Source organism: Pseudoalteromonas sp. APC 3355 (assembly GCF_030407615.1).
GTDB classification, from domain to species: domain Bacteria; phylum Pseudomonadota; class Gammaproteobacteria; order Enterobacterales; family Alteromonadaceae; genus Pseudoalteromonas; species Pseudoalteromonas distincta.
In genome coordinates this window covers 209,327-221,715 of sequence record NZ_JASDDB010000005.1, presented here as the reverse complement: position 1 = coordinate 221,715, position 12,389 = coordinate 209,327, and the positions used below count along the sequence as shown (strand labels likewise).

10 protein-coding genes and 1 tRNA gene are annotated in these 12,389 nt (G+C 40.1%); 6 read left to right on the top strand and 5 right to left on the bottom strand.

Annotation, left to right across the window (positions count from 1 at the left end):
• Window position 1: 1 nt before the first annotated feature.
• Window positions 2-76, top strand: a tRNA-Gln gene (locus QMA08_RS10775).
• Window positions 77-117: 41 nt separating this feature from the next.
• Here the strand turns inward: QMA08_RS10775 and QMA08_RS10770 are convergent.
• Window positions 118-1,701, bottom strand: coding sequence for a bifunctional diguanylate cyclase/phosphodiesterase (locus QMA08_RS10770; RefSeq protein ID WP_290174497.1), 1,584 nt, complete (start codon window positions 1,699-1,701; stop codon window positions 118-120).
• A 155-nt stretch (window positions 1,702-1,856) separates the two neighbouring features.
• Window positions 1,857-3,026: an FAD-dependent monooxygenase gene (locus QMA08_RS10765; protein ID WP_259418318.1), complete on the bottom strand. Its 1,170-nt coding sequence runs from the start codon at window positions 3,024-3,026 to the stop codon at window positions 1,857-1,859.
• A 256-nt stretch (window positions 3,027-3,282) separates the two neighbouring features.
• On the opposite strand from QMA08_RS10765, the gene miaB reads away from it, so the two are divergent.
• Genes miaB through lnt form a run of 5 tightly spaced genes read left to right on the top strand, consistent with a single transcriptional unit; the run spans window position 3,283 to window position 8,741 of the window.
• Window positions 3,283-4,731: a tRNA (N6-isopentenyl adenosine(37)-C2)-methylthiotransferase MiaB gene (miaB, locus tag QMA08_RS10760; RefSeq protein ID WP_002958544.1), complete on the top strand. Its 1,449-nt coding sequence runs from the start codon at window positions 3,283-3,285 to the stop codon at window positions 4,729-4,731.
• 50 nt (window positions 4,732-4,781) lie between these two features.
• Entirely contained in the window at window positions 4,782-5,840 is a 1,059-nt protein-coding gene (locus QMA08_RS10755; RefSeq protein ID WP_002958543.1) for a PhoH family protein, read from the top strand.
• 4 nt (window positions 5,841-5,844) lie between these two features.
• Window positions 5,845-6,303: an rRNA maturation RNase YbeY gene (gene ybeY, locus QMA08_RS10750; protein ID WP_290174496.1), complete on the top strand. Its 459-nt coding sequence runs from the start codon at window positions 5,845-5,847 to the stop codon at window positions 6,301-6,303.
• A gap of 22 nt (window positions 6,304-6,325) precedes the next feature.
• The gene (gene corC / locus QMA08_RS10745) at window positions 6,326-7,210 is read left to right on the top strand and encodes a CNNM family magnesium/cobalt transport protein CorC (RefSeq protein ID WP_002958541.1); all 885 of its coding nucleotides are present in this window, start codon (window positions 6,326-6,328) and stop codon (window positions 7,208-7,210) included.
• Window positions 7,191-8,741 carry an apolipoprotein N-acyltransferase gene (lnt, locus tag QMA08_RS10740; protein ID WP_290174495.1) on the top strand — a complete coding sequence of 517 codons (1,551 nt, stop codon included), beginning with the start codon at window positions 7,191-7,193 and terminating at the stop codon, window positions 8,739-8,741. The genes corC and lnt overlap by 20 nt, the downstream gene beginning before the upstream one ends.
• 54 nt (window positions 8,742-8,795) lie before the next feature.
• On the opposite strand, the gene QMA08_RS10735 is transcribed toward lnt, so the two are convergent.
• The 3 genes from QMA08_RS10735 to QMA08_RS10725 form a co-directional block, all read right to left on the bottom strand.
• The gene (locus QMA08_RS10735; RefSeq protein WP_290174494.1) at window positions 8,796-10,061 is read right to left on the bottom strand and encodes a hypothetical protein; all 1,266 of its coding nucleotides are present in this window, start codon (window positions 10,059-10,061) and stop codon (window positions 8,796-8,798) included.
• A gap of 41 nt (window positions 10,062-10,102) precedes the next feature.
• Window positions 10,103-11,113: an RDD family protein gene (locus QMA08_RS10730; protein WP_290174493.1), complete on the bottom strand. Its 1,011-nt coding sequence runs from the start codon at window positions 11,111-11,113 to the stop codon at window positions 10,103-10,105.
• A 151-nt stretch (window positions 11,114-11,264) separates the two neighbouring features.
• Window positions 11,265-12,350: an alkene reductase gene (locus QMA08_RS10725; RefSeq protein ID WP_290174492.1), complete on the bottom strand. Its 1,086-nt coding sequence runs from the start codon at window positions 12,348-12,350 to the stop codon at window positions 11,265-11,267.
• Window positions 12,351-12,389 lie beyond the last annotated feature (39 nt).

Genomic DNA, 12,389 nt, shown 5'->3' with positions numbered 1-12,389 from the left:
TTGGGATATCGCCAAGCGGTAAGGCACCAGGTTTTGATCCTGGCATTCCCAGGTTCAAATCCTGGTATCCCAGCCAATTTGACTTCCTTCTCTAAAACTTCTCAATATTCATTAAATTCAGCTTACTTTTTCTGTACTTAAATATACATTTATAAATTCATCTATATTTATTGGTTTGCTATATAAATACCCTTGTAAATAACCACAGTTCATACTCAATAGCGCTTGCTCCACTTCTTTGGTTTCTATTCCTTCAGCTACTACATCGCAATTTAATCGGCTCGCCAAAAACAACGTAGATTCTACAATAGCGTAATCAGGCGGATTAATGAGCATGTCTTTGATAAACGATTGATCTATTTTTATCTGGTTTATGGGCAACTCCCTTAATAACGACAGTGACGAAAACCCCGTACCAAAATCATCAACACTAAATTTAAATCCACGCATACTTAACTGCTGCATCATTTTTCTTGCTGCGGGTATGTTTGTCATCATTGCCCCTTCTGTAATTTCAAATATTAGTGAATCACTTAAAGTCGGGTCAGTAGTAAGTAAGCTAATTATAAATTCGTAAAACTCGCTGCTTTCAATATCTTTCGTTGATAAGTTGACATGAATAGTACCGGTGAACCCAAAGAGTTTAAGTTTTCTAATATGGTTAACTGCTTCTTGTACAACCCATTTCGATAAAACAAAAATAAGCCCTGTACGCTCAGCTACACTTATAAACTTTTCAGGACTAATAAAGCTACCATCAGCTTGCGGCCATCGGATCAGCGCTTCTAGGCCATGCAATTGAATATCTTTGGAGTCCATTATTGGTTGTAAATAAAGCTCGAACTCCCCTTTGTGTAACGCGGCTTTAATTTTGACTGATAAATCAAAAAAGTCCTCTGCTCGTTTACCTATTTCAGATGAGTAATTTACTAAAGGTTGAAATGTCTTTTTTGCTTCATGCAGTGCCAAGTTGGCTTTTTTTAGTAACTGGTCGGCTAATCGGCTATCATCTGGGAAACGGCTTACGCCTATACTTAATTGTATTTTAACCATTTGCTCATGTGTACAAAACGGAGCTTTGACGGCTGAGTTTATAATATTTACACAGTGAGCCATGCTTTCATCAGTATCGGTATTCAGTAAGAACGCAAACTCATCACCCCCTATTCGATATAACTTAGCAATGCCACATAGTTCTTTGCTTAACTTATTAGCAAAAGCAGCCAGTAGTTGATCACCACATTGATGACCAAACGCATCATTAATTTGTTTAAAATTATTTAAATCAATATAAAATAATGCAAATGAAGAAGGGTAATCGACTTGTTTACTCAAGGATTTAAAAAAGTTATTGCGGTTAGGTAAGGTTGTTAAGTTATCGTGCTCAGTTTGATATTTTTGATACTGCGTTGCTTGCTCTATTTTAAGGATGCTTTTTAAACTCAGTTTGACAACTAAGAAAACAAACCCTGCACCACCAAATAATATTGTGGCAACTGCATTTCTTATTATTGGTGCCGTATCGTAATTTGAAAAGTAATAAAGTATCCACCAATACCCTAAAATAAAACAGACAATAGCGCATAAAAGTACACTCCACGCTCTTTGCGATGTTTTTTTACAAACTTTAAAGGTTGTTTTTAAGCTAGCAACTAGCAGTAGCGCACCTAAAATAATTATTACTGAAAAAAAATTATCCACACATAGGCTCTTTAAAATTATTAAATTGCGGTTTAGTGATATAACCCTAGTCAAATTAAAATTTTATTTAATATAACTGGGTCACTATTTGTTCACTTAAAAAACAGACATAAAAAAAGGCTCATAAATGAGCCTTTTTAATCTCTACTTTAAATTTAGCCTAAATCACCGCTAATTGCGTATTTTAAAACCCAGTTTTTTATAGGGCCTGTATTATTAGCCATTTTTAAAAACTGGCTACGTGCCCATTTAAGTGGCGCAACTTGGTTAGAAAAGCCAAAGTAACACGCGTCCATCATGCTCATCATTAATAAATTAGCCTTACGGCGAGCTCGCTCGTATTCTTTAAGCGTTAACGGGCACCCTATATCCGCTGCATTGTCTAAAACTTCAGCAAGTGCCACTACGTCCTGAAAACCTAAATTAACGCCCTGCCCTGCAAGCGGATTTATTGTATGAGCTGCATCGCCTACTAAAACTAAGCGCCCTTGTGAATAGTTGTTAGCATGTTGGCGAGTAAGCGGAAATATTGCATGAGTTTGTACTTCAAAGTCTCCAGCAAGTTCAGGAAATTTATTAAGTATGTGCATTTTTAGCTCAGCTGGGTTTAACCCTTTAAATGCTTGCAGTGTATTTGCATCGTCGTACCAAATTAAATTAGCGTATGGTGCCTGCATTGGCAAAAATGCGAGTGGCCCACTTGGCGTAAACTGCTGCCATGTTTTAATTTGTTGCGGCGCATCGAGTTTAATTAATACCCCCATGCAATGTTGCTGATACTGCCAGCCGGTAATTCCTATATTAGCTTTAGCACGCAGCTGCGATTGTCCGCCATCGGCTGCAATCACTAAATCAGCGGTATAGGTTTGAGCTCCATACACAAGCGTAATTAAATCATCCGTTTGCTCTATTTTAGTAATAGGTGTGGCTTGCTCAATAACCTCAATTTTATAATGATCAAATTGCTGCCATAAACTTGCTTGAATTAAACTATTTTCAATTAAGTGGCCTAAATGCGTGGTGTTTATATCGGCGCAGTCAAACAATAAATTATCACCACCGCGCTCAAATGCCTCTAATTGCTGATAAGGCGCTATGCGGTTTTGCCTTAAAAGCGGCATTGCTCCTAATTCATCAAGTAAATTTTCTGAAAAACGATTAATAGCCGACACTCTAATATCAACCTTATCACTACTAAGAATCTGTGATGGGTCTATTAGGTGTTTTTCGATTATGCGTACGCCAAAGCCCTGTTGAGCAAGCTTTATCGCCATAGCCGCGCCAACCATGCCACCACCAACTACTATCACATTATTTTTAGTCATGTTTTTCATCATTTTATTATTACTTGAGTCTGTTTTGATTGTATCAAAATTAATTTGTTTTATACCAGAGGATATCCCTAACAGCTGATTAAACTCGCCTCGTATTGATTTGAGATCACAAACATGAAAACTATACTTGGATCTGGACGGGTATCCAGCTAAAATACGCCTCCTTTAAGTGAGCATGCTTGCTCCTTAATCCTGTTTCAAGCACATTTTTGTGCCACTATCGAATTGAACACGAGGCTATATTTCAATGAGCAAAAAGCTGCATATTAAAACCTGGGGTTGTCAGATGAACGAATACGACTCTCAGAAAATGGCTGAACTTTTAGATGCCACCAACGGCTACCAGCTAACTGAAGATGCAACAGATGCCGACGTAATCTTACTTAACACCTGTTCAATTCGTGAAAAAGCACAAGAAAAAGTATTTCACCAATTAGGTCGTTGGAAATTATTAAAAGACGACAAACCAGATTTAATAATTGGTGTAGGTGGTTGTGTTGCCTCACAAGAAGGTGACTCTATTCGCCAACGTGCGCCATTTGTAGATGTTATTTTTGGTCCGCAAACGCTACACCGTTTACCAGAAATGATTAAACAAGTGCAAGGCGACAAAGGCTCATCGGTTGTTGATATTTCATTCCCAGAGATTGAAAAATTTGACCGCCTGCCAGAGCCAAAAGCAGATGGCCCATCTGCTTTCGTATCAATTATGGAAGGCTGTTCTAAGTACTGTACTTTTTGTGTTGTACCTTATACTCGCGGTGAAGAAGTTAGTCGCCCAGTAGATGACGTACTACTTGAAGTTGCACAACTTGCAGAGCAAGGCGTACGTGAAGTAAATCTTTTAGGTCAAAACGTAAACGCATACCGCGGTGATACGCACGATGGCGAAATTTGTTACTTCTCTGATTTAATTCGTCTTATTGCAGCTATTGATGGTATTGACCGTATTCGTTACACCACATCGCACCCGGTAGAATTTACCCCAGATATAATCGACGTTTACGCCGATGTACCAGAGCTTGTAGATCACTTACATTTACCAGTACAAAGTGGTTCAGACCGTATATTAAACCTAATGAAACGTGGTCATACGGCAATTGAGTACAAATCGACAATTCGTAAGTTACGCAAAATTCGTCCTAACTTAAGCATGTCGTCAGATTTCATTATTGGTTTCCCAGGCGAAAGTAAAGAAGACTTTGAAGCAACCATGAAGCTTATTAGCGACATTGGTTTTGATATGAGCTTTAGCTTTATTTACAGTGCACGCCCAGGTACGCCAGCGGCAGATTTGCCAGATGACGTAACAGAGCAAGAGAAAAAAGAACGCTTATACTTACTACAAAACCGTATTACACAAATGGCGCAGCAAATTAGTCGTCAAATGTTCGATACAGAGCAACGTATACTTGTTGAAGGTCCTTCTAAGAAGAACCCTATGGAATTACGTGGCCGTACAGAAAACAACCGTGTAGTAAACTTTGTTGGCCCGCACACTGTGATCGGACAGTTTGTTGATGTACGTATTACCGAAGCACTACCTAACTCTTTACGTGGTGACTTAATTCGTACAGAATCAGAAATGAACTTACGACGTGAAGTCGCTCCTTCAGCTATTTTAACTAAAGCTGCAGCTGCAGAGCCAAAACCAGACACTGTTAACGAAATTGGCGTAGCTACTTTCGTTCCTTAGTCACACAATTAGCGCCAGTTAACCCTGGCGCAGTACTATAGGAAGCAATTTTGAGTAATCAGTTAAAAACATTAGAGATTTATTTAGAACCTGCCGATAACAAACGCCTATCTTCTTTATGTGGCCCGTTTGACGAAAACATCAAACAAATTGAACGCCACCTGGCTGTTGAAATAATTCACCGTGACAACTTTTTTAAAGTAACCGGTAAACTACACAACTGCGCCGGCGCTGTAGAAATCTTAAAAAACCTTTATGTTGATACTCAGCCAGTTCGTGGTGTTTTAGGCGAAATAGAACCCGACGCCGTTCATTTAGCTATTACCGAATCAAAAGCCTTAGAGCAAGATGCATCCAGCAGCGCTTATGGCAAAGAAATGGTTATTAAAACCCGCCGTGGTGTTATTAAACCACGTAACGACAACCAAGGTGTTTATGTGGCTAATATTTTAAACCACGACATTACCTTTGGTATTGGCCCTGCAGGTACTGGTAAAACTTACCTTGCAGTTGCAGCCGCCGTCGACGCTCTTGAGCGCCAAGAAATACGCCGTATATTACTAACGCGCCCTGCTGTAGAGGCTGGCGAGAAGCTTGGCTTTTTACCTGGCGATTTAAGTCAAAAAATAGACCCATACCTGCGCCCTCTTTACGATGCTCTTTTTGAAATGCTAGGTTTTGAAAAAGTAGAAAAGCTCATCGAAAAAAATATCATCGAAGTCGCACCGCTTGCTTACATGCGCGGACGTACTTTAAACGATGCCTTTATTATTTTAGATGAAAGCCAAAATACTACCGCCGAGCAAATGAAAATGTTTTTAACCCGTATAGGGTTTAACTCAAAAGCGGTGATTACAGGCGATATTACACAGGTCGATTTACCTCGTGGCACACGCTCAGGCCTTCGCCATGCAATTGAAGTACTTGATGGCGTAAACGAAATTAGCTTTAACTACTTCAAAGCCCACGACGTAGTACGTCACCCTGTTGTAGCACGCATAGTTGAAGCCTACGAGCGTAACGACGAAAGCGAGCGACTTAAGCGCATTGAAAAGCAAAATGCAAAAGACGCACTCGCTGCTCTTCAACAGCCTACTACTAAAGAGTAATACTTTGACAACCGAACTTGATTTACAAATAGCCTGTGAGTTTGACAACCTCCCAAGCGAAGAACAATTTGCACTATGGGCCGACAAAGCCCTTAGCCAATACCGTGACGAGTCCGAACTCAGTATCGTTATTAGCGACGAAGCGCAATCGCAACAACTTAATAACGACTATCGCGGTAAAAATAAACCGACCAACGTACTGTCGTTCGAATTTGAAGCACCACTAGGAATAGATATTCCTTTGGTTGGTGATTTAATTATTTGCCCAGCCATTGTATTAGCTGAAGCAATTGAGCAAGAGAAGTCATTTCATGACCACTTTGCTCACATGGTTATTCACGGATGCTTGCATTTGCTTGGATTTGACCATATAAAGAGTGACGATGCTTTAGAGATGGAAAGCATCGAAAAGCAATTACTTGCAGAGCTAAACATAGCAGACCCATACCGGGACGATATTTAAATTAACGGAGCAATTAGACGCAATGAGCGACGGTAACTCGCAATCTAGCCAGGGTTCTTCTGGCAAAACGTGGTTGGGCAGAATAGCCCAAATGTTGCAAGGGGAACCCCAGAATAGAGAAGAGCTGGTCGAAGTTATTGCCGATGCGCAAGAACGAGACGTAATCGATCCAGAAACAAAAGAGATGATAGAAGGTGTGCTTGGCGTGTCTGAGCTTAAAGTGCGAGACATAATGGTTCCGCGCTCACAAATGATCACTCTTGAGATCGACAGCCCGCTTGAAGAACTAATTCCAATGATGGTTGACTCAACTCACTCACGTTTTCCAGTGGTGATTGAAGACAAAGATCATGTAGAAGGTTTTTTACTCGCTAAAGATTTATTGCCACTGATCTTAAATAAAGACGAGCATTTACCATCAATACGCGATTATTTACGCCCAGCAATGGTAGTACCTGAAAGCAAACGTGTTGATACATTGCTAAACGAATTCCGTCAGCAACGCTACCATATGGCTGTTGTTATTGACGAATACGGCGGCGTATCTGGCTTAGTAACGATTGAAGATATTCTTGAAATAATTGTTGGCGAAATCGAAGATGAGCACGACGAAGAAGAAGAACATCAAGATATTCGTCAACTTGCTAAACATGTCCACGTAGTGCAAGCACTCACTCCTGTAGATGACTTTAACGAGCATTTTAAAACAGGCTACAGCACAGACGAAGCCGATACTATTGGCGGAACTGTACTGCACGCATTTGGCCATATGCCAAGCCGTGGTGAAACGATTGACATAGAAGGTTACCAATTTAAAGTAACCAACGCCGACAATCGTCGTATTTTGCAACTGCAAGTCACCGTTCCTAAGGCTGATGATAACGACAGTGAAGAAACTGCTAACTAGACTTACCCTATTAGCAAAAGATAAAAAAGCATGGCTCGCACTCGTTGCGGGCCTTGTTTTAACTTTTGGCTATGCCCCTTTTGAAATTTGGCCCATCGTATTTATTAGTCTTGGCGCCATAATTTTTTGCATTAATCCCAATAATACAGGTAAAGCACACGCAAAAACCGCCGCTAAATATGGCTTTATATTTGGCCTAGGCTGGTTTGGTGCAGGTATAAGCTGGGTACATGTTTCTATTGCCACCTTTGGCGGTATGCCGCTTATTGCGTCAGTCTCGTTAATGGCATTTTTGTGCGCCTACTTAGCGTTATTTCCCGCACTTGCCTTTTGGGCAACTACACGCTTTGCCAGTGGCCCTAAAAGCTTTGGCGCATTACTAATTGCCTGCTTTGCAATTAGTGAGTATTTACGTGGCACCGTACTTACCGGTTTCCCGTGGTTAAGTTTTGGCTACACACAAACCGACGGACCTTTAAGGCGGCTTGCCCCTTATATTGGCGAGTTTGGCTTAACACTTACCTGTGTCGCTATTGGCTTTGCACTATATAGACTTACCCAAAAAGATTTTAAAACCCCAACGGTTACTGCTACAGCTGTTGCGCTTATTTTTACAGGCGCAAACACCACAGGTAGTATTCATTACACAGATAAAAACATGTCAGTATTGCTCGTACAAGGGAACATACAGCAACACCTGCGCTTTGAGCCAAGTGAGTTTTGGACCACAATGAGCAAATACCAAGACCTGACACGCCCACATTGGGATGCAGACTTAATAGTATGGCCAGAAGCTGCAGTGCCTGAAATAGAAATGCTTGCTGATTCCTACCTAGCCAATTTAGACAGTGCAGCCTCGTTTAATAAAACCGCCCTTGTAACCGGTATTGTTGACTACCAGCGAGACACCAAAAACATATTTAACACACTTATTGTGGTCGGTAATAAAGAACGCGCCGACGAGCACGGGCATTATCATTACCTTGATAAAAACCGCTATCAAAAACACCAGCTATTACCTATTGGCGAATTTGTGCCGTTTCAAGATTTTTTGCGCCCTATTGCCCCACTATTCGATTTACCTATGTCGTCGTTTACGCGTGGCGAAAAAATGCAAAACAACTTGCGCGCCAACGGCTATAACTTACTCCCTGCTATTTGCTACGAAATTGTTTTTGCCGACTTAGTGCGCGGTAATTACAAAAGCAATTCCGACCTACTCTTTACAGTAAGTAACGATGCCTGGTTTGGTGACTCTATTGGGCCTTTGCAACACATGCAAATAGCACGTATGCGCGCGCTCGAACTACAACGCCCCCTAGTGCGTGTTACTAACAATGGTGTAAGCGCCGTATACGACCCCATAAGCCACGCACAACAAACCATGCCTCAGTTTGAAGCTACCATATTGAAAGCCAACATTAAGCTTATAAAAGGCGACAGCGTGTACAGCCTGTACGGCAACATATTTGTGTGGGGATTTGTGTTGTTGATGGGTCTTGGTGGTTTTGGGGTTAGGTTTAGAAGTTAAGCTCGCTATTTAAGATGTAGGGCCTACATATTTAGCTCTACATTTTTAAAGTGTTTAATTAGCTTCTAAAGCCATTTCTTCTAAAGATAACCTTAGTAAGTAGCTACACCATTCCCTTAAATTTAGCAGACTAACTTGGTAGTACTCTCTAGCGTTACTCATTGTATTGCTATCTAATAGTGGTACCACACTGCCTGAATATGAATTATCGACAAACCTAGTTCCTTGGTGAAGGTATCTTGATCTTAAACCGTAATATGAATTAATTATTTTAACTAATGGGTCATTATTGCTATCTTTTCCCACATAACTTCTCACTCTATTTGAGATTGAATGTACTTGTTGACCACAACTATCACACTTTTTACTCTTCGAAGCTCCAATCAACGACGCAACTTCTAATGAAGACATATAAAGTATCATTGCATCTTCACTTGATGATGGATGAAGTTTAGCTGCATTAGAGAATCTTAAATCGCTCTGAAAGTCAGTATTCCCCTCATCACTTGCCTCCCCTATTCTCGGAGTTGGGGAATATGTATCTAAGGTAAATGAATCTAAAGATCTGCCTGATGAAAAATGAGCATAAGAATTCAAGAGTAATTGAATTTCATAAGAGTAAATATCATTACTCAGTATGTAATCAATAAGGAAACAGGTTTTTTCTGAGATTTGAACTAAGCCATCAGCTATTGGTTTAGCATCAATCCAACTTATATCTCTAGAGTATTTATTAATTTCAATACTTGAAAACGATGAATCATTGTCACTTTGAGTATCTCGAATAATCAAACAGTTTGTACTAACAGTTAAAATTTCAATAATCGTTTTAATTTTTTCTGCTGCTTTAGCTTCTGCATCTACAGCATCATAACCATTAATATCAACTATCAATTTAATTGAGCTATTACCTGTTGGTTTTAAAACAAAACTTTTACCTGAGTATGCGGCAATAGAACCCCTAATAACTTCAAGAGAAGTACTAAATCTGAATTTAGAAATCAGTTTTTTATAATCTAAACTATTTTTAACTAGCTCTCTAATAACTTTTAAGTCGCTTATAATTTCATCACTTTCGATATAATCAGAGAACATGACCGCGACTAAATTTCCTTTTTGTTTATACCTGACCGAAACCTCGAAAGAACCTTTAGCTTTATAGTTCATACGTCCTAAAATTATTTGTTTAGAACCTAGCTTTTTATACGGAGAGTAATGCCAAGCACACTTACCAAAGTGATCTCTAATACTTGCCCATAAAGATCTCAAAAAATGATTACTTTCATTTTCATTATTTAATCCTTCAAGTAAGACTTCCAAATAGATATACCTATAGTTTAATTAAATTATGTTAATTGGAGTTAGTCCTTCACTGCTTCTTCTACCGTTTCAACATTTACAACTTGATTCAAGTTACCTTTAATAACCACCGTCGCAGATATTTTATCTTGAATGGCTTGTCTGTTTGGGTCCCAGTATATCTGTAAAAACCCTAACAAGCCTGTGGCAAAGCCTGCACCGTAGCCGCCGTAGCGACCAAAACAATCTAATAAACCTAATGGCTCACCGCTTAAGGCAACCACACGAATATTACATACCTTTTTACCCGGTGTTTGGCCGCGCCAAAGTAACGAGAACAACGTAAAGTAAACAGCAGCCCAGCCAAAACCTAAGCCCAAGTCTTGAATAATGCCTTTACTCCACTGCAAAATACTATTTGTGCTTGTTTGTGCAGGTTTTTCTTCTATTAACTGTGCAGGCTTTATTTCGTTATTTTCACTGAGCACCAATAGCTGTAAAAGTACGGTAGCAAGTTGTGGGTTTTGTAGGTCATCCATTTCTGCTAATTTGGGAACTTGCCAAATTAAATTATCAAGCGCGTTTTGTTGGCAAGGTTGCTCACAGCTTTCATCGGCTGTTTGCGCTAAATAAGTATTTACCTGTTGTTTTTCTGTGGCGGTAAGCTGAATTTCATCTTGTATTTTTACGCCCTGAACAGCTAAACCTTGATCAGTGTTATCGTCTTCTAGGTAATCTATGCCAATTGAAAGCACAGTAAGTGCGCTTACAAATAAAATACTTGCTGCCGTTATTTTTAAGATTCTTCGCCACACATTCGACATTTTTGGAAGGTATTGCTGTGCCGTACCTTTATAAAAAGCCATTGCAGCAACAAATGCTATTAAAGCCGCGCTGAGTTTGGCTGCTAAAAATATCAGTGCAACATCAATAATAATCGCTAGTGCACGCCGAATTGGCGTAGCTAAAGGCAAGCCCAGTAAAGCACTGTCAATTTTAAAGGCGTAGGGTGTAATAACTTCTCGGGTTTCAGAATTTGATAATTCTAATTGTTCTATCTCTTTGGCTTTCATTTATTTTCTTGTTATTAAAATAGGTAACCCGGTTAACTTACGCGTTTTTTATTTTTTGCTCAAGATAAAGCTAATAGAATCAGTGCACAAAAAAGGGCTGCATAAAATGCAGCCCTTCATTTTTTACTCAATGTTTATTACTTACTAGCAATTATACCGTTGGATAATCGGTATAGCCTTGCTCTGCACCACCAAACAAAGTGTCGGGGTTGTGGCTGTTAAGAGGCTTGCCTTGCTTTAAGCGTGCTGGTAAGTCTGGGTTTGATACGAACGGGCGACCAAAGCCAATCATGTCGGCCCAGCCTTCGATAAGTGCTTTGTCTGCGCGCTCTTTGGTGTACTTGCCTGCGTAAATTAATACACCACTGTAGGTTTTGCGAATCGATTTTTTAAATTCAACACTCATTAAAGGTGCGTCATCCCAATCGGCTTCGGCTATATGCATGTAACCTACACCGGCTTTATTTAATGCCTCAGAAACCGCTAAGTAAGTTTCCTCAGGGTTTTCGTCTACTGTGCCATTAAGAGTTGTTAACGGGGCAAGTCTTACGCCTACTTTGCTGCTACCAATTTCGTCGCTAACAGCATGTACCACTTCAATTAAAAAGCGTATTCGGTTTTGCACACTGCCACCGTATTCATCGGTGCGAGCATTTGACTCTGAGTCTAAAAATTGATTAATAAGGTAACCATTTGCAGCATGAAGCTCTATGCCATCAAACCCTGCATTAACTGCATTTTTAGCTGCTTGGCGAAATTCGCCTATGACATGCGTAATATCTTGTTTGCTCATTTCGCGTGGAAGTTGGGTGTCTACAAACCCCGGTGCGCCGTTTGTATCTACAAATACTTTTACGTCTTTTGCAGCAATGGCCGATGCAGAAATAGGCTGTATGCCACCAGTGTTGTCACTGTGGGTAACACGGCCAACATGCCAAAGCTGAGCAAACATCACTCCACCAGCGCTATGTACTGCGCTTGTTACTTTACTCCAGCCTGCAACTTGCTCATTTGAATAAATACCCGGAGTCCAAGCGTAACCTTTACCGAGCTCACTAATTTGTGTGCCTTCGCTTACAATTAGTCCGGCACTTGCGCGCTGTGCGTAATATGTTGCCATTAAGTCGTTGGCTATATCGCCAGGCTGTGTTGAACGCGAGCGAGTCATTGGGGGCATAACAATACGGTTTTTTAATGTTTTACCTGCAAGTTCTATTGGTTCAAAAAGTAATGTCATAATGCCTCCTAAGTTTGATTGCGCTTATAATAACGTAAC

Coding starts and splice junctions, on each gene's coding strand:
- QMA08_RS10765 (WP_259418318.1), bottom strand. CDS start 3,026: ATGACTAAAAATAATGTGATAGTAGTTGGTGGTGGCATGGTTGGCGCG.
- miaB (WP_002958544.1), top strand. CDS start 3,283: ATGAGCAAAAAGCTGCATATTAAAACCTGGGGTTGTCAGATGAACGAA.
- corC (WP_002958541.1), top strand. CDS start 6,326: ATGAGCGACGGTAACTCGCAATCTAGCCAGGGTTCTTCTGGCAAAACG.
- QMA08_RS10730 (WP_290174493.1), bottom strand. CDS start 11,113: ATGAAAGCCAAAGAGATAGAACAATTAGAATTATCAAATTCTGAAACC.
- QMA08_RS10725 (WP_290174492.1), bottom strand. CDS start 12,350: ATGACATTACTTTTTGAACCAATAGAACTTGCAGGTAAAACATTAAAA.